Consider the following 25,875-nt stretch of genomic DNA (forward strand, 5'->3'; position numbering starts at 1 on the left):
GTGATGACCTCCATCGGTTTGGGTATGCCGGGTGTCGGTAGTGAACCGCCGGCCCCGCCGACCCTGGCGCCGCGCCGCAAGACCCGTCAGCTGATGGTGCGCGACGTCGGCGTCGGCAGTGACTACCCGATCGCGGTGCAGTCGATGTGCACCACGAAGACCCACGACGTGAACGCCACGCTGCAGCAGATCGCCGAGCTGACGGCGTCCGGTTGCGACATCGTGCGCGTGGCCTGTCCGCGGCAGGAGGACGCCGACGCGCTGGCAGAGATCGCTCGCCACAGCCAGATTCCGGTGATCGCCGACATCCACTTCCAGCCCAAGTACATCTTCGCGGCCATCGACGCCGGCTGCGCCGCGGTGCGCGTGAACCCGGGCAACATCAAGGAGTTCGACGGCCGGGTCAAGGAGGTCGCCAAGGCCGCCGGTGCTGCCGGCATCCCGATCCGCATCGGCGTCAACGCCGGTTCGCTGGACCCGCGGCTGCTCGAGAAGTACGGCAAGGCGACCCCGGAGGCGCTCGTCGAGTCGGCGCTGTGGGAGGCCTCGCTGTTCGAGGAACACGGCTTCGGTGACATCAAGATCAGCGTCAAGCACAACGACCCGGTGATCATGGTCGAGGCCTACCGGCAGCTGGCCGCGAAGTGCGACTACCCGCTGCACCTCGGCGTGACCGAGGCCGGTCCGGCGTTCCAGGGGACCATCAAGAGCGCCGTCGCGTTCGGCGCGCTGTTGAGCGAGGGCATCGGCGACACCATCCGGGTGTCCCTGTCCGCGCCGCCGGTGGAGGAGGTCAAGGTCGGCAACCAGATCCTGGAGTCGCTGAACCTGCGGCCCCGCGGCCTGGAGATCGTGTCGTGCCCGTCCTGTGGACGTGCCCAGGTGGACGTCTACAAGCTCGCGAACGCGGTGTCGGCCGGCCTCGACGGGCTCGACGTGCCGCTGCGCGTCGCCGTCATGGGCTGCGTCGTCAACGGGCCGGGCGAGGCACGCGAGGCGGACCTCGGCGTGGCGTCCGGCAACGGCAAGGGCCAGATTTTCGTGCGCGGCGAGGTGATCAAGACCGTGCCCGAGTCGCAGATCGTCGAGACCCTGATCGAAGAGGCGATGCGAATCGCCGCCGAGTCGGGAACCGATGCGAGCGGTTCGCCCGTCGTAACCGTAAGCTGAGCACAGTTCTGTGACTACGGTCACGGACAGCCCCAACTAGCAACCAGGTCACACTCGCAGAAGGTCGGTGAATGTCGGCTCCTCCGCTGTTCCGGATCGCAGATGCGCGCCGGATCTCAGTGGTGCGCGAGGTCGCCCAGGTGCAGCAGGTCTTCGACGAGGATCCGGTCGGCACCTGCATGGTGGCTGCCCGCGTCGGCGACCACGGCCTCGATCCGGTGGCCATCGGCGGTGAGCTGTGGACGCGTAGCCGGCCCGCCGAGTCGCTGTGCTTCGCCGGGGTGAACCTGATCCCGATGCGGGGCACCGCGGCCGACATGATGGTGTTCGCCGACAAGGTCATGAGCGCGCCGCGGCGGTGTTCGTCGCTCGTGGGCCGCGCCGAGCTGGTACTGCCCATGTGGCAGCAGCTGGCCCAGGTGTGGGGACCGGCCCGCGAGGTGCGGGACTGCCAGCCGCTGCTGACGCTGTCCGACGCTCCGCAGTGCCCCGTCGACCCGGCGGTGCGCCCGGTCCGGATGGACGAGCTGGACGCGTATGTCGTTGCGGCAGTGGACATGTTCATCGGTGAGGTGGGTGTCGACCCGCGGATGGGCGACGGCGGCCGCGGCTACCGCCGCCGGCTGGCGGGGCTGATCGCCGCGGGCCGGGCCTGGGCGCGGTTCGAGGACGGCCAGGTCGTGTTCAAGGCGGAGATCGGCGCCCAGACGTCGCGGGTCGGTCAGATCCAGGGTGTGTGGGTACACCCGGACTGGCGTGGCCGCGGTCTCGGTGCCGCCGGCACGGCAAGCTTGGCGTCGGCGGTGCTGCGCAGCGGCCGGACGCCCAGCCTCTACGTCAACGATTTCAACGCCCCGGCTCGGGCGATCTACCGGCGTATCGGGTTCAGCCAGCTGGGTACGTACGCCACCGTGTTGCTGGACTGACGTTTTCGCGCCCGACATGCGCGTTGGGCACGCGACACGCCGGCCGGGCGGTGTGGAACGTCGATCTCGAGGTCGCCCGCCGGGGGCCGGCAAGGCTCGCAATCCGACGTAGCTCACAAAACTGTCACGGTTGTATCTCGGTGTGCCTCCATGCCACGGGCTGGTCACACTTCTAACATCAGCCCCAATGGCAACGCACACATCATCCGTTTCACGCTCGGCCGCGTTGTTGTCGGTGGTGGCGGTCGCAGGAGCGATGACGGCCTGCACCCCGAAGCCCAACGGCCCCGAGCCCACCGCGCAGGCGTTCTTCGCCGCGCTCGGCCGCGGCGACACCGGTGCCGCCGCCGACCTGTCCGACAAGCCCAACGAGGCCCGCACCGCGATCAACCAGGCCTGGTCCGGCCTGCAGGCAACCAAGCTCGACGCGCAGGTGCTCGGCTCCAAGTACACCCAGGACACCGGCAAGATCACCTACCGGTACACCTGGCACCTGCCCAAGGATCGCACCTGGGCCTACACCGGACAGCTCAACATGATCCGGCAGGACGGCCGGTGGCAAGTCCGTTGGGGCAGCACGGATTTGCATCCCAACCTGGGGGAGCACCAGAGCTTTCAGCTGCGCGCCGACCAGCCGATCCGCGCCTCGGTCAACGAGCTCGGCGGCACGAACGTTCTGGTACCGGGGTACCACTACAACTACGCGCTGAACGCCCGGTCCGCGGCGGGCGAGCTGATGCGGACCTCCCGCGTGGTCGCCGACGTGCTGCGGCAGTTCGACAACACCATGGACGCCCAGCGGCTCGCCGAACAGGCCAGCTCGTCCACCGGACCGCTCAACCTGATCACCCTGCGCCGCGAGGACAACGACAAGGTGTCGGGGTTGCTCGGCCATCTGCCCGGTGTGGTGATCACCCCGCAGCCGGAGATGGTCCCCACCGATCCCCGATTCGCGCCGGCCATCGTCACCGAGGTCAAGAAGCAGGTCGCCGATCAGCTGGTCGGCCAGCCGGGTTGGCGCGTCGTCAGCGTCAACCAGAACGGCGCCGACATCGACGTCCTGAACGAGGTCCCGGGTAAGCCGGCCCCGTCGATCACCATCAGCCTGGACCGCAACGTGCAGAACGCGGCCCAGGATGCGGTGAACATGGTGGGCCGCAAGGCGATGATCGTCGCCATCAAGCCGTCGACCGGCGAAATCCTGGCCGTGGCCCAGAACGCGGCCGCCGACGCCGACGGCCCCACCGCCACCATGGGCCTCTACCCGCCCGGGTCGACGTTCAAGATGGTCACCGCCGGCGCTGCCATCGAGACCGACATGGCCGGGCCCAACACGCTGCTCGGCTGCCCCGGCACCATCGACATCGGGCATCGCACCATCCCGAACTACGACCGGTTCGACCTCGGCGTCGTCCCGATGTCGAGGGCCTTCGCGAACTCGTGCAACACGACCTTCGCCGAACTGGCCAGCCGGATGCCGCCGCGCGCCCTGACGAACGCGGCCGCGCAGTACGGCATCGGCGCCGACTACCAGGTCGCCGGCATCGACACCGTCACCGGGAAGGTGCCGCCCACCGTGAACCTGGCCGAGCGCACCGAGGACGGCTTCGGCCAGGGCAAGGTGGTGGTCAGCCCGTTCGGCATGGCACTGGCGGCGGCGACGGTCGCGGCCGGAAAGACCCCGCTCCCGCGGCTGATCGAAGGCCGCCCGACCACCGTCTCCGGCAATACGGCGCCGATCACGCCCAAGATGGTCGACGGTCTACGGCCCATGATGCAGCTGGTGGTGACCAACGGCACAGCCAAGGATCTGCGCGGCAGCGGCGACGTGCGCGGCAAGACCGGGGAAGCCGAGTTCCAGGGTGGTTCGCACGCCTGGTTCGCCGGCTACCGCGGTGACATGGCCTTCGCGGCCCTCATCGTCGGCGGTGGCGGGTCGGAGACGGCGGTCCGGATGTGCCGGGACATGTTCAAGGGCCTGCCGCCCGATTACCTGGCCTGACCGAAGCCCCTGACATGAGTAGCCTGTTTGGGTGACCAACAGCGACGAGATCGCGGTCCTGCGCGTCTCCGACGCCGACCGCAACGGCACGCTCCGGCGGCTGCACAACGCGGTGGCCCTGGGGCTCATCGACATGGACGAGTTCTCCGAGCGGTCCGCGCTGGTCGCTCTTGCCCGTCAGCAGGGCGAGCTGGCGGTACTGGTCGGCGACCTGCCCGCGCCCAACGCGATCGTGACCGGCTCGGCCGACCGCGTCGAGCTTCGCGGTGTCATGGGGTCGCTCAAGCGGCAGGGTGAGTGGGTCGTGCCGACCCGGCTAGCGCTGGTCCGCCGCGTCGGCTCGATCGACCTGGACCTGACCCGGGCCCGGTTCGGCGGGCCCATCGTGGTCATCGAACTCGATCTCAAGTTCAGCTCTCTGGATCTCCGGCTGCCCGAGGGCGCCAGCGCCTCCATCGACGACGTCGAGGTGGCGGTCGGCAGTGCCACCGACCATCGCAAGGACGCGCCCGCCGACGGCACCCCGCACGTCATCCTCACCGGGCGGGTGGTCTTCGGGTCGGTCGATATCCGCGGGCCGCGCCGGACGTGGTTCGGCCGCGGCGACCGATAACTCCGGCGCTCGCTAAGCTGGGACGATGTCTGTTCGAACCGCGCTTCGCCCCGGCGAGGTGTCTCCGACCCTGCCGGTGCCCAAGTCGATCCCGCGCCCCGAGTACGCGTGGAAGCCGACGGTGCGCGAAGGCAGCGAGCCCTGGGTGCAGACGCCCGAGGTGATCGAGAAGATGCGCGTCGCCGGCCGCATCGCGGCCCAGGCGCTCGCCGAGGCCGGCAAGGCCGTCGCACCCGGCGTCACGACCGACCACCTGGACCGGGTGGCGCACGAGTACATGCTCGACCACGGCGCCTACCCGTCGACGCTGGGCTACAAGGGTTTTCCCAAGTCCTGCTGCACCTCGCTGAACGAGATCATCTGCCACGGCATCCCCGATTCGACGGTGATCGAGGACGGTGACATCGTCAACATCGACGTCACCGCCTACAAGGACGGCGTGCACGGCGACACCAACGCCACGTTCCTGGCCGGCGACGTGTCCGAGGAGCACCGCCTGCTGGTCGAGCGCACCCACGAAGCCACCATGCGGGCCATCAAGGCCGTCAAGCCGGGGCGGCAGCTGTCGGTGATCGGCCGCGTCATCGAGTCGTACGCAAACCGATTCGGCTACAACGTCGTTCGCGACTTCACCGGGCACGGCATCGGCGAGACGTTCCACAACGGCCTGATCGTGCTGCACTACGACAAGCCCGAGGTCGACACCGTGCTGGAGCCGGGCATGACCTTCACCATCGAGCCGATGATCAACCTCGGCTCGCTGGACTACGAGATCTGGGACGACGACTGGACCGTCGCGACCGTGGACAAGAAGTGGACGGCGCAGTTCGAGCACACCCTCGTGGTGACCGACGACGGCGCCGAAATCCTGACCCTGCCGTGATGTGACCGGCGGGGCTCTGCTGGTCGCCGGCACCACATCGGACGCCGGTAAGTCGATGGTGGTGGCCGGGCTGTGCCGGCTGCTGACCCGCAAGGGCGTGCGGGTCGCGCCGTTCAAGGCCCAGAACATGTCCAACAACTCGGCCGTCACGGTCGAGGGCGGCGAGATCGGGCGCGCCCAGGCGATGCAGGCCCGGGCGGCCGGGCTGGCGCCGAGCGTGCGGTTCAACCCGGTCCTGCTCAAGCCGGGCGGGGACCGGACGTCACAACTCGTGGTGCGCGGCGTCGTCGCCGGCACGGTGGCGGCGGGGGACTACTTCACCCGCCGGACGCAGCTGGCCGGCGTCGTGGCCGACGAATTGGCCGCGCTGCGAAGCGAATTCGATGTGGTGATCTGCGAAGGCGCCGGCTCGCCCGCCGAGATCAACCTGCGCGCCACCGACGTGGCCAACATGGGCCTGGCCCGCGCCGCGAACCTGCCGGTGGTCGTCGTCGGCGACATCGACCGCGGCGGGCTGCTGGCGCACCTGTACGGCACGGTGGCGGTACTCGAACCCGCGGACCAGAAACTGATCGCGGGATTCCTAGTCAACAAGTTCCGGGGCGACCCGGCGCTGCTGGAACCCGGCCTGCGACAACTGGAGTCGCTCACCGGCCGCCCGACCTACGGCGTGATCCCGTATTCCGACGACCTGTGGCTCGACGCCGAGGACTCGCTGTCGGTCACGCCACGCGGGCAGCTGGGCCGGCCGACGGCGCCGCGCGGCCGGGATGTCCTGACCGTGGCCGCCGTGCGTCTGCCCCGCATCTCGAACTCCACCGACGTCGAGGCCCTTGCGTGCGAGCCGGGGGTGCACGTCCGCTGGGTCGACACCGCGGCCGAGCTGGCCGACGCCGATGTGGTGGTGCTGCCCGGCAGCAAGGCGACGGTCTCCGATCTGAACTGGTTGCGCGACCGTGGACTCGCCGAAGCCGTTGTCGCGCATGCCCGGTCGGGGCATGCGGTGCTCGGCGTCTGCGGCGGGTTCCAGATGCTGTGCACGACGATCCACGACACCGTCGAGTCCGCTGCGGGCCGGGTGCCCGGACTGGGTCTGCTGGATGCCGACATCGAGTTCGACGCCGACAAGACCCTGAAACACTGGGACACCCCGTTGTACGGCTACGAGATTCACCACGGCCGGGTCGCGCGATGCGCCGAGCTGGACTGGCTGGGGGTCGGTATCCGGCGGGGTCAGGTGTACGGCACCCACTGGCACGGGCTGCTCGACAACGACGCCGTGCGGCGGGCCTGGCTCACCGAGGTCGCCACGGGCTGTGGCAAGGACGGGTTCGTCGTGGCCGACGACGTGAACGTCGCTGCGTTGCGCGACGCGCAACTCGACGTGATGGCCGATCTGCTTGCCGCACATGTGGATGTCGACGCGGTGCTGAAGCTCGTCGAGTCCGGTGCGCCGGCCCGGCCGGTGATCACCGGCAGCCTGCTCGCGTGATCAGCTCGGTTCGCCCACGGGCTCTGCCGGTGCTGTCGGCGCCGTCGGTTCTATCGGCTCCTCGACCTGCTTGATGGGGCCGGTGAACCAGTTCTTCACCGACACGTGCCAGTAGATGTAGAGCAAGACCAGGACACCACCGACCAGCAACGGCGTGTAGTTCACGAACTTCCACTCGAAGCTCGGGTCCCACGGCACGCCGCCGAGGGATGTCGGGAACATCGCGATGATCGAGGTGATCGTGATCTCGGCCAGCGCCACCGGCGCCATCCAGCGATGGTGGCCGCGCAGATTCCAACTGCCCGTTTGGAATTCATCGCCGGCACGCCAGCGGTAGTAGATCGGCACCGCGAAGCACAGGTAGACCCCGACGACCCCGATGGAGACGACGGCGTAGAACGCCACCGGTGTGGGCGTGCCGTTGATGTCGACCTTGACCAGGGCCGGCAGGGTGAGTGCGGCGGCCACGACCGCGGTGATCGTGACGCTGTGTGTCGGCACCCGGTGCTTGTTGACCTCCGACCACCACCGATGGCCGGGCACCGCGCGGTCCCGGCTGAACGCGAACAGCATCCGGGATGCGCTGGTCTGGCAGGCGACGGCGCAGAAGAACTGGCCGGCTGTCGAGATGAACAGCACTGCCGTCGCCCAGTTCGAACTCATGGCCTGGTTGAAGATGGCGGCCACCGCGCCGCCGCCCTTGGATACCGCGTCGGAATCCTGGACGGCAAACAGGAAGGCCAGCAAGAGGATCCAGCCGCCGACGGCCGAGTAGAAGATGGACCGCCAGATGCCCTTGGCGGCCGCACCCGCCGCGCTCTTGGTTTCCTCCGACAGGTGTGCCGACGCGTCGTAGCCGGTGATCGTGTACTGCGTGAGGATCACCGAGATCGGCAGCACCACCAACAGCCAACCGGCGCCCGAGGTGGCGCCGCCGAACATGCCGCTGTTGTTGATCGTCTTGGCGAAGACGTCCGAGAAACTCGCGTGGTGAGTCGGTACGAAGATCAGGATGCCGATGACCGCGGCCGCGCCGAAGACGTGCCACCATACGGAGACGTTGTTGATGATCGCCAGCAGATGGCTGGAGAAGATGTTGATCAGCGCCGAGATGCCCAGGATCGCAACGAAGATGACGAAGGTCCGGGTGAGGCTGTATCCCGCCAGCCAATCGGCGCTGAGAGTGCCCAAGGTGAGGTCGATGAACGTCGCGCAGCCGTAGGCCACGGACGCGAGGATGGCCACCAGTCCGATGAGGTTGAGCCAGCCGGCGTAGAAGCCGGCTTTCGCGCCGCCGAGTTTTGCTGCCCACCAATAGATTCCGCCGGAGGTAGGGAAGGCCGACACCAGTTCGGACATACAGAGGCCGATGACGAGGATGAATGCCGCGACGATCGGCCAGCCCCAGGCGATCGCGGCCGGTCCGCCGTTGTTCCAGCCCAGCCCGAACGAGGTGAAGCACCCCGAGAGGATGGAGATGATCGAGAACGAGATGGCGAAATTGCTGAACCCGGACCAGGAGCGCTGCAGTTCCTGGCTGTATCCGAGCTTGGCCAGTAGCAGCTCGTCTTCGGTAAGTGCTTCGTGTCCTTCTGGCACTGTGGCCTCCTTAGGCGCCCCCGGATGTTGAAGAACAATAGGGTCAGTCCGGGTTTCGCGCTGGCCAACGGGTCCTGGCGTTACGGCGATGTTTCGGCCCGCGCTCAGCCGTGCAGGATGCGGTATTCCTCGATGGCGCCGGGGTGCAACGGGATTCGGCCGGTCTGGATCATCGACGGCGGCTGCAGGTACTGCAACCCGCGGACTTCCGGCGGCATGAGCTGCGTCGCGTCGTTCGCCAAGACATCGACCGCGGCCGCCGCCAGCGCGTTCGGCAGGCCGGGCCGGCACAGCAGCAGATCGGGGGAGCCGATGGTGTACACGCTGGACGGCACATAGGCGCCGATCGGCGCCCGCAGGAGCAGGTAGGGATAGGACGCCAGTTCCGTCATCGGTGCGACCCACGGCGTCAGGTCCAGGATGCGCAGCGGCAGCGTCTTGTCGAGCTCGGCGATGGCGGGTGTGGGGATGCCGCCGGACCAGACCAGCGCGTCGATGGTGTGGTTGCCGAGGGCGGCCACCGCATCGTTCAGGCGCAGGTCGACCCGCCGGACCCGGTCGGCCAGGTTCGCCGCGCGAAACAGCACCGTGGTGATGGCCGCGACGCCGGAGCCGGACGGTCCGGTGGAAACCGTCAGTCCGGCAAGGTCATTCACCTGCCGGATGGCGGAGTGGTCGGGGACGACCAGCTGCAGATAGTTCTCGTAGACTCGCGCGACCGCAGGCGGGACATCGGTGGCCGGCCGGGCTCGCAACTGCTGCTCGACCACGTCGGCCTGCGCGAGTGCCATGTCCGCCTGGCCCGACCGCAGGAGCTCGAGATTGTCGACGCTGCCGGCGGTGGGCATCACGGTGACCGTGATGCCGGGATACCGAACCCGTAGGCGCTGGGCGAAGATCTCGCCCACCGCCAGATACAGGCCGCCGCGATCCCCGGCGGCCAGCCGAATGGTGCCCTGGGTGTTGTTCGGCAGGCAGGCCGCGGCGACCGCAGCGGCGGAGGAGGCGAGGAACGCGCGCCGGGTCAGGGTCATGATGTGCTCGCCGGCAGGTGATAGCGGACCGCGAGACCGCCGTCGGGGGACCGCTCGACCGATGCCGATCCGCCGTGTGCGGCGGCGATTTCGGTGGCGATGGCCAGGCCGAGGCCGGTGCCCTGGCTGTCGTCGTGCCCGCGCCAGAACCGGGTGGCCGCCCGCGCGACGGTGTCGGCGGGTAGGCCGGGGCCGTTGTCGCTGACGGTGAGATCGATGCCGGCGTCGGTGGGCACCGTCGACACGGTGACGGTGGTGCCCGTACCGGAGTAGCGCAAGGCGTTGTCCAGTGCGATGTCCAAGAGTTGCTCGACATCGTGGCGCGGCATCCGGACGGCGAGGTGGGGGTGGGCGGTCTCGAAGCGCAGCCGCTGGTCATCGGCGTCTGCGTTGGTCTGCCAGAAGTCCAGCCGCTGCTCGACGACGCTGTCCAGATCTGTCGAATCATGCACTGCCGCAACCAGACCGGAACGGTGGCTGTGGCTGGCCTCCTCGGCGCGCGCCAGGCGGAGCAACTGGGCCAGCAGGTTCTCCAACCGGTCCAGCTCCGCCGACATCGAGTCGTAGGTCGGGCGCCCCGATGCGGCGACGTGGTCTTCGAGGGTGTCGGCGCGCAGCCGCACTGCGGCCAGTGGGTTGCGCAACTGGTGGGAGGCGTCGGCGATCAGCCGGCGTTGATGATCGAGCGAGGCGTGCACCGCCTGCGCCATGGCGTTGAACGCCGACGTGAAGCGCCGCAGCTCAGGCGGTCCCGACACGTGAGCCGGCTGGCCGGCGATGCCGCCGGCCATGTCCTCGACGGCCCGCTCCAGCCCGACCAGCGGCCGCAGCACCCACCGGGTCACGCTCTGCGCGGTGACGGCCGCAACCCCGAGCAACACGATGCAGCCCGCCGCGATCCACAACCAGTCCACGGTGATGTCGTGTGCGGCGGTGGCCGGGTCGACGCCCAGGACCACCGCTCCGACCAGCTCGCCGTTGCGCCGAATTCCCTTGGCCTGCAGCATCGGTCGCCGGTCCCACGGCATGATCCGGCTCCGCGGTGCGGCGGGAGCGTCGGACAGCGCGCGCTCGGCGGCCGTCGTCACCCCGGGATCGGTGACCGACAACCCGGCGGCGGCGAGCGTCCGGCCGTCCGCGTCGACGATCAGCACGCCTTCGCCGTACACCCGGTGGTAACGCTCGACCAGTTCGGTGTCGAGTGCGCCCGCGCTGGCAGCGACGTCGGCCAGCGTCGTCAGTTGCCGCTCGCGTTCGGTGTGCAGCACGTTGGTGCGGTGGTCGGCCAGGCTCAGGGCAAGCGGGATCGCCAACGCCGCCGTCGCGATGAGCAGCAGCGTCATCAGCAGCGCACGAACCCGCAGACCCACGTCAGTGATCCAACCGGTAACCGAAGCCACGCACGGTGTGCAGCGGTATTCCGGCCAGCTTGGACCGAATCTGGCCCACGAAGAAATCCAGGGACCGGGAGCGGCCCACCACCGCGGTGCCCCAGCACTCGAGCATCACCTCTTCACGGCTGACCGCCTCACCCTGACGGGCAGCCAGCGTGGCCAGAATCTGGTACTCGGTCTTGGTCAGCGCCTGTGTCTGGCCGGCCACGGTCACCTCGTGCCGGTCGCGATCGATGGTCACCGGCCCGGCCACCACGGGCGGGCGCGCGACGGGACCGGTGCTGCGCTGCACTCGCCGCATGACGGCCTCGATCCGGGCCAGCAGCACCGCCTTTCGGACGGGCTTGACCAGGTAGTCGTCGGCCCCGGCGCGCAGCCCCAGCACCACGGCGCCGTCGCTGTCGCGTGCCGTCATGATGATGACCGGCGCGGTCGACGCCCGGCGCAGTGTGCGAAGGACGTCCAGCCCGTCCATGTCGGGCAGGCCCAAATCCAGTAACACCAGGTCGCAGCCCTTGACGCGATTGAGCGCGTCGTCGCCGCGGGTGGTGTGGGTGACGGTGAGCCCCGTCTGTTCCAGCAGCTCGACCAGTGCAGCGGCGACCCCCTGATCGTCCTCGACGAGCAGCACGCGCATGGGCCGATGGTAGGGCGCGGGCTCGGTGAACCCGCTGATTTCGCAGTGAATCTGAGGATCGTGCAAGGAAAGGCCCGGCGCGCGCCGCGGAGCATTCCGGTGGACCCGGCGCGCGGAAACCATGTGCTCACCAACAGACCTGAGGAGGTCACGATGTACCCGAACACCTTATTCGCCCAGGCGACGGTCGCCGTCGTGGCCGGCGTACTCGTTGCTTTCGGTTCCCTCGGGTCCGGGTGGAGCCCAACTGAATTCACGTTCGCCGTGGCACTGGCCGGCCATTCCTGCGATGTCGTCGTCATGACGGACACGCTGTACTCGCGGCCGACGGCCTGAGCGGCAAGAGAGCGGACGAAACCATGAACGTTGTCAGCGTCGTAGCCGAAATCGGAATGGCGGACACCGCCGACAGTGATTCTTCGTGGGTGCCGATGATCGTGTCCCTTTTGGTCGTCGGGTCCATCCTCGGAATGCACATCTTCGCGGCCTGGCGCTCGCGCCGCCGTCGTGCAGCGCGCCGCCGTGGTGCGGGCCGCCGTGGTGCTGCGGCCTATGGCGTGGGCGCGGGTTCCGACGGCGGGTGGGGCGCCGGATTCTTGGACAGCGGTGGCTCGAGCGGCTGCGGCGGGGGCGGCGGCTGCGGTGGTGGAGGTTGCGGGGGCGGCGGTGGCTGCGGAGGCGGCGGTGGTGGCGGCTGCTGAATATCGGTACCTGCGGTCCGGTTACGTTCGCTACGGTGGCGTCATGCCAATCATCCCGACCGTCGACGGTTTCGGCGCCACCGTCGACGTGTCTGGCCCCGACGCCGCCACGACAGTCGTCATGCTCACGACCAAGCAGGCGACGGGCGCCCTGTGCGAGCTGCTCCACACCGCTTCGCTGCGCACCGTGGTGATCGAGGCCGACGACCGGCTGACCGTGAATTCGGTTGTCGGCATACTGGATACGCTCGGGGTGAAGTGGGCGTTGTTGTTCGCCGACCGCAGCGCGGGCGAGCTGGCCTGGCGGCTGGCGGCCACTCGGCTGGACCGGTTCACCGCCCTGGTGGCCGTCGACGGCAGCCATCCGCGCGCCGACGGGGCAGCGGGCGACGGGTGCCCGCCGGTGGAGATCAACACCACCGTCGTCGTAACCAGCGCCGATGCCCGCGCACGGGCGCAGGCCGGACAACGCTTCATCTACGGCGAGTTCCGGCTGTCGGAGCTGATGGGCCGGCGCAGTGCCGAGGAGTTCACCGCCCAGGTGGCGAACGAGATCGTGCTGCGCAGCAGTACCTGGTGACCGCCTACTAGGGGCGAGCGGAGCGACGGGAACTGCCGCTAGGGGCGAGCGAAGCGACGGGAACTGCCCCTGTCGGTCCCGGCCGTTATCGTGACGACATGGAAGGCACGGACTCGACGGCCGGGCTGGCGCTCGCGCCCCACGAGGTGCTTCGCGCCTTCAACGCCCAGACGCTGGCGCGCGGCGAGACCTACGCGAACCAGGGTCGGGTGGTCGCTGCTCGGTACGACGCCGTCGACGGGACGCTCACCGGCTCGTGCCTGGGTTCGAAGTCCGAGTACTACGACGTCGAAGTGGCGTTGTCGGGTCCCCGCACCGGCCTGGAGATCGAGTACACGGTCTGCACCTGCCCGGTGGGGCGCTACTGCAAGCATGCCGTCGCGCTGCTGTTGGCGGCGATCCCGAGCGCACCTGACCGGACGGCCCCGCAACGCTGGCAAGTGGTGCTGGGTTCGCTGTTGCACGAGATGACCGATGCCGATACCGACGCCGCCGGTAAGCCGTTGGCGCTCGAGTTCGGGATGCTGCCGGCGGGGCGGTATCACACGACGCCCATCGCGACGCTCCGGACGTTGACGGTCGGCAAGCGCGGAAACTGGATCAAGAGCGGGATCAGCTGGCGGCGCCTGTTCGACACCGCCGACCCGGGCGAGTTCGACCGGCAGCAGTACAACGCGCTGCGGGCGCTGGTGCTCGCCGTCCCCGGCTACTATCCGTACAGCAGCGACCAGTTGGTGCTTTCCGCTGTGGGACAGAGCTTTTGGAATGATCTCGACACAGCGGTCGAGGCCGGCGTCACGCTCATCCCGGGAGCGGGCATCCGGGCGGTGGAGCTCGCCAAGGACGTCCAGTTGCGGCTGGACTTCACCGTCTCCGACACCGGCGGTGCGCAGATGTCGACGGTGCTCGTCGTCGACGGCGAGCCGCGGGCGCCCGAAGGCGTCGGGCTCGTGGGCGCACCCACACCCCACGGCATCCATCAATTGGTGGACGGCATCCTGCATCTCGGGGCTTTCGCGCCGGTACCCGGTCCCACGCTGCTCAAGTTGATCGCGAACGACGAGAAGGTACAGATTCCGCCCGAGGCGCTCTCGGAGTTCGCGACGGACGTGCTGCCGCAGCTGCGCCGGACGGTGCCCGTCGACATGCCGGAGGGTCTGTTCGCCGAACCGGACATCGTGGGGCCGTTGCCCGTACTGAGCATCGCGGCCGACGAGGTTGACGGTCGCGTGAAGTGGCGCACCCGGTACGAGGTGAACGGCCGGCGCCAGGAGTTCGACGCGGCGGGCGTCACCCGCACGAGCGGCATCCGGGACAACGCCGCCGAGGATGCGATGTGGCGGGCCATCGCGCCCGCGCTGGAACTGATTTCGGGACTGTCGGCGCAGGAGGACCCACTGGCCTCGCTGCTGCTGTCGCGCCGGCTGTCCCTGCCGCAGATCGCGGTGCTGTGCCACGAGGTGCTGCCGCAGCTCGCCGGGTACGAACAGCTGATCGTCGAGATCGACGAGCGGGCCGCGGCATTCCGGCGCTCGGTCGCCGGGGCGCAACTGGGGTTCGGTGCCGCGTCCTCCGACGAGGCGCCGGCGCAGGACTGGTTCGACCTGCACATCACCATCGATGTCGACGGTTACCCCGTCGCGCTGTCGGCCGTCATCGCCGAACTGGCGTCCGGTGCCACCCACATGCTGCTGTCGAACGGCGTCTACTTCCGGCTCGACACCCCCGAACTGCTCAAGCTCCGGGCCCTGATCGAAGAGGCCCAGGCGCTGGGGGAGCTCGACGGCGACCGGGTCAACGCGTCATCGCTGAACGCGACATTGTGGGACGAGCTGCTGGGCCTCGGCGTCGTCGACCGAGAACTGGCGCAGTGGCGCGACAACATGGCGCGGCTGGCCGCGGCGCAGCCGCCGGTTTCGGTGCCCACGCCGGCCGGACTGCAGGCCGAGCTGCGCGACTATCAGCGCGACGGGCTCAATTGGCTGGCGTTCCTGTGGGACAACGGACTCGGCGGTGTGCTGGGCGACGACATGGGTCTCGGCAAGACGGTGCAGACCCTGGCCCTGATCAGTCGCGCCGTCGAGCAGGGCGCGGGCAAGTTTCTCGTCGTCGCGCCGACCAGCGTGGCATCCAACTGGGCGGCGGAGTGTGCGAAATTCGCGCCCGGGCTCACCACCGTCGTCGTCTCGAGTACCGAAGCGCGCGGCGCGGTGCCCATCGCCGAGCAGGTCGCGGCGGCCGACATCGTCGTCACGACCTACACGCTGCTGCGGATCGACAACGACCGGTATCGGGAAATCGCTTGGGCCGGAATGATTCTCGACGAGGCGCAATTTGTCAAGAATCATCACAGCAAGACGCACCAGTGCGCGCGTCGTCTCGATGCGCCGTTCAAACTGGCCATCACCGGCACCCCGATGGAGAACAACCTGATGGAGCTGTGGTCGCTGCTGTCGATCACGGTGCCCGGTCTGTTCCCCAGCCCCAAGATTTTCGAGCGCTACTTCCGTAAGCCCATCGAGTCCGACGGCGAGCCCGGACGGCTGGCGCTGCTGCGGCGGCGCATCAAGCCGGTGTTGTTGCGCCGCACCAAGGATCAGGTCGTCAAGGAGCTGCCGCCCAAGCAGGAGCAGGTGCTGGCCATCGAACTGTCGGCCAGACACCGCAAGATCTACGACACCCGGCTGGCGCGCGAGCGGCAGAAGGTGCTCGGCCTGCTGGGGGAGTGGGAGAAGAACCGCTTCCAGATCTTCCGGTCACTCACGCTGTTGCGCCAGCTCAGCCTGCACCCCGGGCTCGTCGATGCCGAGACCATGGAGGCCGGGTCCACCAAGGTGGACTTCCTGATCGAACAACTGGACCAGCTGGTCGCCGAGGACCACAGCGCGCTGGTGTTCAGCCAGTTCACCGGTTTTCTGGCGATCCTGCGCGACCGCCTGGACGCGGCCGGGATCGAGTACAGCTACCTGGACGGGTCGGTGGACGCACGGAGCCGGGCGCAGGCCATCGACGACTTCAGCGCCGGCCGGACCAAGGTGTTCCTGATCAGTCTCAAAGCCGGCGGTTTCGGACTGAACCTCACCGCCGCCGACTACTGCTTCCTGTGCGACCCGTGGTGGAGCCCGGCCGCCGAAGCGCAGGCCGTCGACCGGGCGCACCGCATCGGCCAGCAGCGCCCGGTGAACGTCTATCGGCTGGTGTCCGAGAACACGATCGAGGAAAAGGTCATCGCGCTGCAAGAGCGCAAGCGCGCGCTGTTCGCCGCCGTGATCGACGACGGCGACATGTTCGGCACCGCAATCACCGCCTCCGACATACGCGAACTGCTGAGCTGAGGGAGACTGAACCGCATGCGGCTTTCGTTGTCCGGTCAGGATTGGGGGCGGCTGGCGGCGATGTTCGGCGTCATCGCCGCACTGCACGTCATCGGCTGGGGGACCCTGATCCTCGTCGTCGTACCCGAGCACCACACCGTCGGCGGGACGGCGCTCGGCATCGGAGTCGGCCTCACCGCGTACACCCTGGGCCTGCGGCACGCGTTCGATGCCGACCACATCGCCGCCATCGACAACACCACCCGCAAGCTCATGGCGGACAACGCCGTTGCCCCGCAGGGTCGCAGTGGCAGCCGGCCGCTCAGCGTCGGATTCTTCTTCTCGCTCGGGCATTCGACCATCGTGTTCGGCCTGGCCCTGCTGCTGTCGCTGGGCATCACGTCGATCGTCGGTCCGCTGCAGGACGATTCGTCGATGCTGCACCGGTACACCGGGCTCATCGGCGCCGGCGTCTCGGGCTTCTTCCTGTACCTGATCGCGGCCATCAATGTCGTTGTCCTGGTGGGCATCCTGCAGGTGTTCATGCGGATGCGCCGCGGTGAGTACGACGAGGCCGCACTCGAACATCAACTCAACAACCGCGGGTTCATGAACCGCATCCTGCGCCGGTTCACCCGCACCATCAGCAAGCCGTGGCAGATGTATCCGCTCGGCGCGCTGTTCGGCCTCGGCTTCGACACCGCCACCGAGGTGGCGCTGCTGGTGCTGGCGGGGACCGGCGCCTCGGCCGGACTGCCCTGGTACGCAATCCTTTGTCTGCCGGTGCTCTTCGCGGCCGGGATGAGCCTGCTGGACACCGTCGACGGCGCGTTCATGAATGTCGCGTACGGCTGGGCGCTGGCCCGGCCGGTGCGCAAGGTCTACTACAACATCACCATCACCGGGTTGTCGGTCATGGTGGCGCTGGTGATCGGCACCATCGAATTGCTGGGCCTGCTGGCCGAGGAGCTGGGCTGGTCCGGCGGCGTCTGGGCGTGGATCGGCGGAATCGACCTGAACACCGTCGGATTCGGCATCGTCGGGCTGTTCGTCGTCACCTGGGTGGTGGCGCTGCTGGTGTGGCGGTGGGGCCGGATCGAGGAGAAGTGGACGGCCCGGCTCAGCCCGGCTGACAGCTAGCTCAAGCCCAGCAGCGCGTTTTCGATCACCTCGGGCAGCGCAGGGTGAATCCAGTACTGCCCGCGGGCCACGTCCTGCGCCGTCTGCCCGAACGACATCGCCTGGATCAGGGGCTGAATCAGCGACGACGCCTGATAACCCATCAGGTGCGCGCCCAGAATCCGCCCGGTGCCGCGCTCGCCGATCAGTTTGACGATGCCCGTCGTGTCTTCCATGGCCCAGCCGTACGCGGTGTCGCCGTACTCCTGCACCTTGACCACGACGTCGAAGCCCGCTTCCCGCGCCTCGGCTTCGTTCATGCCGACCATCGCGACCTGCGGATCGGTGAACACCGCAGCGGGAATGAACCGGTGGTCGCTGGCCACCAGCTCGCCGTCCCAGTCGCGCAGCAGGTTCTCCTTCACCGTCCGCGCCTCGTGGTTGGCCACGTGCTTGAGCTGGTGGCGCGACGATACGTCACCCAGCGCGAAAATCCCACGCGCCGTGGTGCGTTGGAACTCGTCGACGACGACGTAGCCGTCATCGTCGAGAACCACGCCGGCCAGCTGCACGTCGAGCAGGTCGCCGTTGGGCACCCGGCCCGTGGCGACCAGCAGGGCGTCGGCGCGCAGCGTCTCGCCGTCGTCGAACTCGAGCACGACGCCGTCACCGTCGCGCTGGGCGCCGACGACGTTCTCCTGCGTGCGCAGGTCCCATTTCTTGCCGACCACCGCGCTGAACCGCCGGCAGATCTCCTCGTCGCAGCGCCGCAGCAGCCGGTCGCCACGAAGGACGATCGTCACCTTCGATCCGAGCGACGAGAACACGTGCGCGAACTCCACCGAGATGAACCCGCCGCCGATGATCACCAGATGCTCGGGCAGCGCCGGGATGCGCATGATGTCGTCGCTGGTGAAGTAGGGGACACCGGAGCCGGCGATGTTCGGGGGAATCCAGCTGCGCGAGCCCGCGGCGATGACCACCCGGTCGGAGCTGAACTCGTCGCCGTCGGCGGTCCGCAACGTGTAGGTGCCGTCGGGCAGCGTCGGCCCGAAGCGGGTGTGGCTGCCGTAGACCGTGACGTTCGGCAGGCCGCGGCGGTAGTCCTCGCCACCGGCCGCGATCGGGTCGATCCGGCCGAAGACGCGCTCGACGATGTCCGGCCAGCGCACCCCGTCGATGTGCGAGTCGACGCCGAAAGTGGCGCTGTGCCGGATGGTCTGGGCCACGTCGGCGGCGTAGACGAACATCTTGGTCGGGATGCAGCCGACGTTCAGGCAGGTGCCACCGAACTTGCCCTGCTCGCAGATCGCGACCTTCAGGCCGTCGTACCGCTCGTCGAGCACGCTGTTGCCCGAGCCGGTTCCGATGATGGTCAGGTCGTAGTGCTCCATGACGTCAGGCCTGTTCGTGTTGGGTGGTGTGGGAGACCGCTTGGGGGAGATACCAATCCAGCCAGTGGTTCAGCTCGCCGAACGCGACGGCACGCGGCTCCGGCAGTGAGAGGAACACGTCGTGTTTGGCGTCGGTGACCGGGACGATGGTGCTGCGGTTGCCGACACACCCCGCCCAGCGGGCGATCTGGCTGACGTCCAGCACCGCGTCGCCGCGCTCCATGCGGGCCGCGGTCGTGGTCTCGGCGACCGTGTGGTCCGACCGCAGGATCAGGTTCGGCACCCCGACGTCGAGGCCGCGATGCAGCTGCAGCTGTCCACGGCGGATGGCGTTGATCCAGCCGACGGTGACCGGGAAGCCGCCCAACGGTTTCCAGTCCAGGTTGTAGTCGAATTCCCCGCCGTGGTCGCGGTGCAGGCTCGTGCCGTAGCCGCCCTCGGTCGGTTTGCGGATCACCGCCAGTTTGCGGAACCGGGCCAGGGCCCGCAGCGTGCCGGACACCGGCGCCGAGCGCAGCGCGGCCGGCCCGTGCAGATCGAAGAACGGGCTGTTGAGGATCAGGCCCGTCACCCGGTGCGCCGCCAGCGCGCCGTCGCGGCGCAGGCGGTCGGTGAACAGCGTCGCGATCAGTCCGCCGGCGGAGTGGCCGTACAGGCACACCCGCGCGCCGGCGGTGTCCGCGCCGACGAGCTGCAGCGCCCGACGGAGTTCGTCGTAATAGGACGCCAGATCGGTGGTGAAGTGCGGGGTCTGTCCGGGGCGCCGCGAGCGCCCGCATTTGTGCAGGTCGATGGCGTAGAAGGCGATGCCGCGGGCGGCGAACCGGTCGGCGAGCTCGGTGTGGAAGAAGTAGTCGGTGTAGCCGTGGACCACCAGCACGGCGTGCTCGGCCCGGCCCGGCTCACCGCGCCGCACGACGGTGGCGACCAGGTCGCCCTCGCCGTCGGGGTCGGGACCCAGTGCGATGGTCTGCTGCCAGTACCCGGGCAGCACGTCCGGCTGCCACTCGGGTTGTCCCTGTGGCTCCTGCGGCGTCACGTGTTCAACCCTAACTGCGACGAACATCATGGTCGATGGGAGGAGATAGCGCGTCAGCGGCGAAAGCGGTCGCGATAACCTTGAGCACCGAGCATCCGTCAATACCGGCGGGTAACCCGAGTGCGAAGGACGAGCGATCACGTGTCGAATGCAAACGTAGCTGGGAGCGCACAGACCGACGTCGTCCTCGTGGGCGCGGGGATCATGAGCGCCACTCTCGGGGCACTGATCCGGCTGCTCGAGCCGGAGTGGTCCATCACCATGATCGAGCGCCTCGACGGCGCCGCCGCCGAGAGCAGCGATCCGTGGAACAACGCGGGCACCGGCCACTCGGCGCTGTGCGAGCTCAACTACACGCCGCAGAACTCCGACGGCACCATCGACATCAAGAAGGCCGTCACCGTCAACGAGCAGTTCCAGGTGACGCGGCAGTTCTGGGCGTACGCCGTGGAGAACGGGGTGCTGCCGGACGTCAAGAGCTTCCTCAACCCCATCCCGCATGTCAGCTTCGTGCACGGTGCCGACAGCATCGACTACCTGCGCAAGCGGCGCGAGACGCTGGTGACCAACCCGCTGTTCGCCACCATGGAGTACATCGACGACAAGGACGAGTTCGCCCGCCGGCTGCCGTTCATGGCCGAGCAGCGCGACTTCAGTGACCCGGTCGCACTGAACTGGACCACCGACGGCACCGACGTCGACTTCGGTTCACTGTCCAAGCAGCTCATCGGGTTCGCCGCGCAGCGCGGCATGGAGACGCTGTTCGGGCACGAGGTGACCAACCTCAGCAAGCAGTCCGACGGCAGCTGGAAGCTGGGCGTCGTGAACCGGCGCACCGGCGACCGGCAGAAGATCAACGCCAAGTTCGTGTTCCTCGGCGCCGGTGGCGGTGCGCTGCACCTGCTGCAGAAGGCCGGCATCCCCGAGGCCAAGGGCTTCGGCGGTTTCCCGGTCGGCGGCGCGTTCCTGCGCACCGACAACCAGGACCTGACGGTCAAGCACCAGGCCAAGGTGTACGGCCAGGCATCGGTCGGCGCCCCGCCGATGTCGGTGCCGCACTTGGACACCCGCATCATCAACGGCCAGTCCTGGCTGCTGTTCGGGCCGTTCGCCGGCTGGTCGCCGAAGTTCCTGAAGCAGGGCTCGATCACCGACCTGCCGTTGTCGGTCAAGCCCAACAACCTCGCGTCGATGCTCGGTGTGGGCGTCACCGAATTGGGCCTGGTGAAGTACCTGCTCGAGCAGCTGGCCCTCAGCGAGGGTGAGCGGGTCGATTCGCTGCGCGAATTCGCCCCCAGCGCAGTCGATTCCGACTGGGAGCTGGATGTCGCGGGTCAGCGCGTGCAGGTGATCCGCCGCAAGGGCATCGGTGGCGTGCTGGAGTTCGGCACCACGGTCCTGACCGCCGAGGACGGCCGGATCGCCGGTCTGCTCGGTGCGTCGCCGGGCGCCTCCACCGCGGTGCCGGCCATGATCGAGGTGCTCGAGCGCTGCTTCGGCGACCGCTACCAGACCTGGCTGCCCAAGCTCAAGGAGATGGTGCCGTCGCTGGGCGTGAGCCTGTCCGGCGAACCCAAGCTGTACCGCGAGGTGTGGGACTGGGGGACCAAGGTGCTCAAGCTCGACCAGCCGGCCTGATCGCGCATGACGGTCGCGCCGAGGCGCAGCTGGGCCAAGGATCTCGATGCCGCAACGCTTTACGAGCTGCTCAAGTTGCGGGTCGAGGTCTTCGTGGTCGAGCAGGCGTGCCCGTACCCCGAACTCGACGGTCGCGACCTGCTGGCGGAAACCCGGCACTTCTGGCTGGAAAGCCCTGACGGAGAAGTCATCTCGACGCTGCGGCTGATGGAGGAACATCCCGGCGGTGAGAAGGTGTTCCGCATCGGCCGGGTGTGTACCAAACGCAGCGACCGGGGGCAGGGCCACACCACCCGGTTGATGCAGGCGGCCCTGGCCGAGGTGGGTACCTACCCCTGCCGGATCGACGCCCAGACCTATCTCGAGGACATGTACGCCCGCCACGGATTCGTCCGCGACGGTGAGGAATTTCTGGAGGACGGCATACCGCATGTGCCGATGATCAGACCAGGTCTGGGAGCGGGGCAGCAGTAGTGACCTATCCGTTCAGCGCGCTGGTGGGCCAGGACCAGCTCCGGCTGGCGCTCATCCTGTGCGCGGTGCGTCCCGATATCGGCGGCGTGCTGATCCGCGGCGAGAAGGGCACCGCGAAATCCACCGCGGTGCGTGGTCTGGCCGAGGTACTGGCCGCCGTGGACGCCGACGCCCGACTGGTGGAACTGCCGATCGGGGCGACCGAGGACCGCGTGGTCGGGTCGATCGACCTGCAGAAGGTGTTGCGCGACGGCGAACACGCCTTCTCGCCCGGCCTGCTGGCCCGCGCGCACGGCGGCGTCCTGTACGTCGACGAGGTGAACCTGCTGCACGACCACCTGGTCGACGTGCTGCTGGATGCCGCCGCCATGGGTCGCGTGCACATCGAGCGCGATGGCGTCTCGCATTCGCACGAGGCCCGATTCATGTTGGTGGGCACCATGAATCCGGAGGAGGGCGAGCTGCGTCCGCAGCTGCTCGACCGTTTCGGATTGACCGTCGACGTCTACGCCTCCCGGGACGTCGACGTCCGGGTCGAGGTGATCCGGCGCCGCATGTCCTACGAGGCCGACCCGGCCGGTTTCGCCGAGCGGTACGCCGTCGATGACGCCGAGCTGGCCGGCCGGATCGCCAAGGCGCGCGCCGCGGTGGCGTCGGTGTCGTTGCCGGACAACGAGTTGCGCCGGATCGCGGCGCTGTGCGCGGCGTTCGAAGTCGACGGCATGCGTGCCGATCTGGTGGTGGCCCGCACGGCCGTCGCCCACGCCGCCTGGCGCGGCGCGTCCGCGGTGGATGCGGAGGACGTCCGGGTCGCCGCGGAACTCGCGTTGCCGCACCGGCGCCGTCGCGACCCCTTCGACGACCCGGGCCTGGACCCGCAGCAGCTCGACGACGCCATGGCGCAGGCCGAAGCCGAAGCGCAGCCGGAGCCGGAGCCGGACCCCGAACCCGATCCGCCGGGCGGCGGCGTCTCGGCGGACAGCTCGGAAGAGGCGGCGCCGCAAGGAAGCTCGGCCGGGCCCGGCAGCGCGTCGCGGCCCAGCGCGCCGCCGTCGGCGACGTTCCGGACCCGGGCGCTGGTGGTGCCCGGCGTCGGGGAGGGCGCTCCCGGTCGGCGGTCGCGGGCGCGCAACCGCACCGGCACCCCGATCTCGGCGACCGACGACGCCCAGGCCGGACACGGCGTGCATGTGTTCGGCACGCTGCTCGCCGCGGCCGACCGCAGGCCACAGGCCGGGCGCCTGCAGGTGGCCCCCAGCGACGTCCGCCACGCGATTCGCGAAGGGCGCGAAGGCAATCTGGTGATCTTCGTGGTCGACGCGTCGGGCTCCATGGCCGCGCGGGACCGCATGTCCGCGGTCAGCGGCGCGACGCTGTCCCTGCTGCGTGATGCCTACCAACGCCGCGACAAGGTCGCCGTCGTCACCTTCCGTGGCGCCGAGGCCGCCCTGCTGTTGCCGCCGACGTCGTCGGTGCACATCGCGAGCCGGCGCCTGGCCCGTTTCGACACCGGCGGGAAAACGCCGCTGGCGCAGGGGCTCCTGGCCGCGCGGGATGTCGTGCTGCGCGAGAAGACCCGGGACCGGGCCCGTCGCCCGCTGGTGGTCGTGCTGACCGACGGCCGCGCCACTGGTGGCCCCGATCCACTCGGCCGGACCCGGACCGCAGCGGGCCTCCTCGTCGCCGAGGGTGCGGCCGCCGTCGTCGTCGATTGCGAAACCTCTTATATTCGACTGGGATTGGCGCAGCAGTTGGCCGGCCAGCTCGGTGCGGCCGCCGTGCAACTGGCGCAGCTGCGCGCCGACAACCTGGCCCGTGTGGTCCGGGCCGGGCAAGCCGCCGCGTAAGGAAACTGTTATGCCACAAGGACAACCACTCGTCGTCCCCAACGACGGACTGACCACCAAGGCGCGGCGCAACGCGCCGATCCTGGCCGTGCACACCGGGCCGGGCAAGGGAAAGTCCACTGCCGCCTTCGGGATGGCGCTGCGCGCCTGGAACCAGGGGTTCGACGTCGCGGTGTTCCAGTTCGTCAAGAGCGCCAAGTGGAAGGTGGGCGAGGAAGCGGCATTCCAGACGCTCGGCCGCCTGCACGACGAGCAGGGCATCGGGGGACCGGTGCAGTGGCACAAGATGGGCTCGGGCTGGTCGTGGACGCGCCGGCAGGGCTCCGACGAGGACCACGCCGCCGCGGCCGTCGAAGGCTGGGCCGAGATCTCGCGGCGGCTGGCCGCCGAGCAGCACGACTTCTACGTACTGGACGAGTTCACCTACCCGCTCAAGTGGGGCTGGCTGGACATCGACGAGGTGGTGTCGACGCTGACCCAGCGCCCCGGCACCCAACACGTCGTCATCACCGGCCGCGACGCCCCGCCGCAGCTCCTCGACGCCGCCGATCTCGTGACCGAGATGACCAAGGTCAAGCACCCGATGGACGCGGGCCGCAAGGGCCAGCGCGGCATCGAATGGTGAGTTCTCCCGCGGGGACGAAGTGATTACGAATCCCGTCCCGGCGGTCGTGATCGCGGCGCCGGCGTCGGGCAGCGGCAAGACGACCGTGGCCACCGGCCTGATGGGTGCCCTGCGCCGCGCCGGCCACACGGTGAGCGCCGCGAAGGTCGGCCCCGACTTCATCGACCCCGGCTATCACGCGCTGGCCACCGGCCGGCCGGGCCGCAACCTGGACCCGGTCCTCGTCGGCGCCGAGCTGATCGGTCCGCTCTACCGGCACGGCAGCGCGGGCGCCGACGTCACCGTCATCGAGGGCGTCATGGGCCTGTTCGACGGCCGCATCACCGAGCAGCCGATGTCGCCGGCGCCCGGGTCGACCGCCCACGTCGCCGGGCTGCTCGGCGCGCCGGTGGTGCTGGTCGTCGATGCCCGGGGACAGAGCCAGAGCATTGCCGCTCTGCTGCACGGCTTTTCGACGTTCGACCGAGCCGTGCGGATCGCCGGGGTGATCCTCAACAAGGTCGGCTCGCCGCGGCACGAAGAGGTCCTGCGGCAGGCCTGCGAGCAGGCGGGCGTCCCGGTGTTCGGCGCCATCCCGCGCAACAGCGGACTGGAGATTCCGTCGCGGCATCTCGGCCTGGTCACCGCCGTCGAACACGGCCGCCGGGCGCACGAGGCCGTCGACGTCATGACCGAGCTCGTCGCCCGCCACGTCGACATCGAGGCGGTGGCCCGGTGTGCCGGGATCGGCACTCTTGAACCGCAGTGGGCTCCCGAGCCGGAGTCCGGTCCGGCCGCAACCGTTGCGCTCGCCGCCGGCAAGGCCTTCAGTTTCGGGTACGCCGAGCACGCCGAGCTGCTCGAGATGGCCGGCGCCGAGGTCGTGGCGTTCGACCCACTCACCGACCCACTGCCGGATGGCACGCAGGCGCTCGTCATACCCGGTGGTTTCCCCGAGCAGTTCACCGCGGAACTGTCGGCCAATGCCGTTGTCCGCGAACAAATTGCCGCGCTGGCGGCCGCCGGCGCGCCGGTGCATGCCGAGTGTGCCGGCCTCACCTACCTGGTCGACGACCTCGACGGGCACCCCATGTGTGGCGTGCTGCCCGGCTCGGCGCGCTTCACCGAGCGGCTGACCCTCGGCTACCGCGATGCCGTGGCGACGGTCGACTCCAGCATGCACACCGCGGGGGAGCGCGTCACCGGCCACGAATTTCACCGCACCACAGTCGAATTCACCGAGCAGCAGCAGCCGGCTTGGGTTTTCCGGGGCGCTGGGCAGGCCGCCGTGCACGACGGGGCCGTCCGCGGCGGCGTGCACGCGGGCTACCTGCACACCCATCCGGCCGCGCATCCGCACTCGGTGCATCGGTTCGTATCGGCGGCAACTAAACTCGCCGAGTGATACTGCGCAC

The 25,875-nt window shown here is 69.0% G+C and carries 22 protein-coding genes; 16 read left to right on the top strand and 6 right to left on the bottom strand.

The features are described from left to right. The first annotated feature begins 3 nt into the window (after nucleotides 1–3). The 6 genes from ispG (at nucleotide 4) to ACJH6J_RS09385 (ending at nucleotide 7,086) form a co-directional block, all read left to right on the top strand. A complete protein-coding gene (gene ispG / locus ACJH6J_RS09360) occupies nucleotides 4–1,170 on the top strand; it encodes a flavodoxin-dependent (E)-4-hydroxy-3-methylbut-2-enyl-diphosphate synthase (protein WP_061009581.1) in 1,167 nt (388 codons plus the stop codon). A gap of 71 nt (nucleotides 1,171–1,241) precedes the next feature. Beyond that, a complete protein-coding gene (locus tag ACJH6J_RS09365; protein WP_212811821.1) occupies nucleotides 1,242–2,096 on the top strand; it encodes a GNAT family N-acetyltransferase in 855 nt (284 codons plus the stop codon). A gap of 187 nt (nucleotides 2,097–2,283) precedes the next feature. Beyond that, entirely contained in the window at nucleotides 2,284–4,098 is a 1,815-nt protein-coding gene (locus tag ACJH6J_RS09370; protein ID WP_212811820.1) for a penicillin-binding transpeptidase domain-containing protein, read from the top strand. Between the two features lie 31 nt (nucleotides 4,099–4,129). Then, nucleotides 4,130–4,711, top strand: coding sequence for a DUF1707 domain-containing protein (locus tag ACJH6J_RS09375; protein WP_212811819.1), 582 nt, complete (start codon nucleotides 4,130–4,132; stop codon nucleotides 4,709–4,711). Between the two features lie 25 nt (nucleotides 4,712–4,736). Continuing rightward, nucleotides 4,737–5,594, top strand: coding sequence for a type I methionyl aminopeptidase (map, locus tag ACJH6J_RS09380; protein ID WP_212811818.1), 858 nt, complete (start codon nucleotides 4,737–4,739; stop codon nucleotides 5,592–5,594). Nucleotide 5,595: 1 nt separating this feature from the next. Further along, on the top strand, nucleotides 5,596–7,086 hold the full coding sequence (locus ACJH6J_RS09385; RefSeq protein WP_406801328.1) for a cobyric acid synthase: 1,491 nt from the start codon (nucleotides 5,596–5,598) through the stop codon (nucleotides 7,084–7,086). Here ACJH6J_RS09385 and ACJH6J_RS09390 read toward each other — a convergent pair whose 3' ends face one another. The 4 genes from ACJH6J_RS09390 to ACJH6J_RS09405 all read right to left on the bottom strand — a co-directional run bounded on the left by ACJH6J_RS09390 (nucleotide 7,087) and on the right by ACJH6J_RS09405 (nucleotide 11,750). Continuing rightward, nucleotides 7,087–8,685, bottom strand: a complete 1,599-nt coding sequence (locus ACJH6J_RS09390) for an amino acid permease (RefSeq protein WP_406801327.1) — start codon at nucleotides 8,683–8,685, stop codon at nucleotides 7,087–7,089. A 104-nt stretch (nucleotides 8,686–8,789) separates the two neighbouring features. Further along, nucleotides 8,790–9,719 (bottom strand): TAXI family TRAP transporter solute-binding subunit, encoded by a 930-nt coding sequence (locus tag ACJH6J_RS09395; RefSeq protein ID WP_406801326.1) that lies wholly within the window; start codon nucleotides 9,717–9,719, stop codon nucleotides 8,790–8,792. Beyond that, the gene (locus ACJH6J_RS09400) at nucleotides 9,716–11,089 is read right to left on the bottom strand and encodes a sensor histidine kinase (RefSeq protein ID WP_406801325.1); all 1,374 of its coding nucleotides are present in this window, start codon (nucleotides 11,087–11,089) and stop codon (nucleotides 9,716–9,718) included. Before ACJH6J_RS09400 ends, ACJH6J_RS09395 begins: the two co-directional genes overlap by 4 nt. Nucleotide 11,090: 1 nt before the next feature. Then, nucleotides 11,091–11,750: a response regulator transcription factor gene (locus tag ACJH6J_RS09405; protein WP_212811813.1), complete on the bottom strand. Its 660-nt coding sequence runs from the start codon at nucleotides 11,748–11,750 to the stop codon at nucleotides 11,091–11,093. Nucleotides 11,751–11,903: 153 nt separating this feature from the next. On the opposite strand from ACJH6J_RS09405, the gene ACJH6J_RS09410 reads away from it, so the two are divergent. From ACJH6J_RS09410 to ACJH6J_RS09430, 5 genes are all read left to right on the top strand, one after another. Beyond that, on the top strand, nucleotides 11,904–12,086 hold the full coding sequence (locus ACJH6J_RS09410; RefSeq protein WP_406803847.1) for a hypothetical protein: 183 nt from the start codon (nucleotides 11,904–11,906) through the stop codon (nucleotides 12,084–12,086). A 23-nt stretch (nucleotides 12,087–12,109) separates the two neighbouring features. Next, nucleotides 12,110–12,451 carry a hypothetical protein gene (locus ACJH6J_RS09415; protein ID WP_406803848.1) on the top strand — a complete coding sequence of 114 codons (342 nt, stop codon included), beginning with the start codon at nucleotides 12,110–12,112 and terminating at the stop codon, nucleotides 12,449–12,451. Between the two features lie 43 nt (nucleotides 12,452–12,494). Then, nucleotides 12,495–13,031 (top strand): alpha/beta hydrolase, encoded by a 537-nt coding sequence (locus ACJH6J_RS09420; protein WP_346414917.1) that lies wholly within the window; start codon nucleotides 12,495–12,497, stop codon nucleotides 13,029–13,031. A gap of 98 nt (nucleotides 13,032–13,129) precedes the next feature. Beyond that, nucleotides 13,130–16,366, top strand: coding sequence for an SNF2-related protein (locus ACJH6J_RS09425; RefSeq protein WP_406803849.1), 3,237 nt, complete (start codon nucleotides 13,130–13,132; stop codon nucleotides 16,364–16,366). Between the two features lie 15 nt (nucleotides 16,367–16,381). Then, a complete protein-coding gene (locus ACJH6J_RS09430; protein ID WP_406803850.1) occupies nucleotides 16,382–17,485 on the top strand; it encodes a HoxN/HupN/NixA family nickel/cobalt transporter in 1,104 nt (367 codons plus the stop codon). On the opposite strand, the gene mtr is transcribed toward ACJH6J_RS09430, so the two are convergent. Together mtr and ACJH6J_RS09440 are read right to left on the bottom strand one after the other, a co-directional pair. Continuing rightward, on the bottom strand, nucleotides 17,482–18,858 hold the full coding sequence (mtr, locus tag ACJH6J_RS09435) for a mycothione reductase (RefSeq protein WP_406803851.1): 1,377 nt from the start codon (nucleotides 18,856–18,858) through the stop codon (nucleotides 17,482–17,484). The genes ACJH6J_RS09430 and mtr overlap by 4 nt on opposite strands. Before the next feature lie 4 nt (nucleotides 18,859–18,862). After that, nucleotides 18,863–19,897, bottom strand: a complete 1,035-nt coding sequence (locus tag ACJH6J_RS09440) for an alpha/beta hydrolase (protein WP_406803852.1) — start codon at nucleotides 19,895–19,897, stop codon at nucleotides 18,863–18,865. A gap of 141 nt (nucleotides 19,898–20,038) precedes the next feature. On the opposite strand from ACJH6J_RS09440, the gene mqo reads away from it, so the two are divergent. Genes mqo through ACJH6J_RS09465 form a run of 5 tightly spaced genes read left to right on the top strand, consistent with a single transcriptional unit; the run spans nucleotide 20,039 to nucleotide 25,865 of the window. Continuing rightward, nucleotides 20,039–21,535: a malate dehydrogenase (quinone) gene (mqo, locus tag ACJH6J_RS09445; RefSeq protein WP_406803853.1), complete on the top strand. Its 1,497-nt coding sequence runs from the start codon at nucleotides 20,039–20,041 to the stop codon at nucleotides 21,533–21,535. Between the two features lie 6 nt (nucleotides 21,536–21,541). After that, nucleotides 21,542–22,009 carry a GNAT family N-acetyltransferase gene (locus tag ACJH6J_RS09450; RefSeq protein WP_212811805.1) on the top strand — a complete coding sequence of 156 codons (468 nt, stop codon included), beginning with the start codon at nucleotides 21,542–21,544 and terminating at the stop codon, nucleotides 22,007–22,009. After that, entirely contained in the window at nucleotides 22,009–23,856 is a 1,848-nt protein-coding gene (locus tag ACJH6J_RS09455; protein ID WP_406803854.1) for a magnesium chelatase subunit D family protein, read from the top strand. The genes ACJH6J_RS09450 and ACJH6J_RS09455 overlap by 1 nt, the downstream gene beginning before the upstream one ends. Nucleotides 23,857–23,866: 10 nt before the next feature. Then, nucleotides 23,867–24,481, top strand: a complete 615-nt coding sequence (cobO, locus tag ACJH6J_RS09460; RefSeq protein ID WP_346414924.1) for a cob(I)yrinic acid a,c-diamide adenosyltransferase — start codon at nucleotides 23,867–23,869, stop codon at nucleotides 24,479–24,481. 19 nt (nucleotides 24,482–24,500) lie between these two features. Continuing rightward, a complete protein-coding gene (locus tag ACJH6J_RS09465; RefSeq protein ID WP_406803855.1) occupies nucleotides 24,501–25,865 on the top strand; it encodes a cobyrinate a,c-diamide synthase in 1,365 nt (454 codons plus the stop codon). The last annotated feature ends 10 nt before the right edge of the window (nucleotides 25,866–25,875 follow it).

The sequence above is a fragment of the Mycobacterium sp. SMC-18 genome, assembly GCF_045310895.1.
GTDB lineage: Bacteria > Actinomycetota > Actinomycetes > Mycobacteriales > Mycobacteriaceae > Mycobacterium.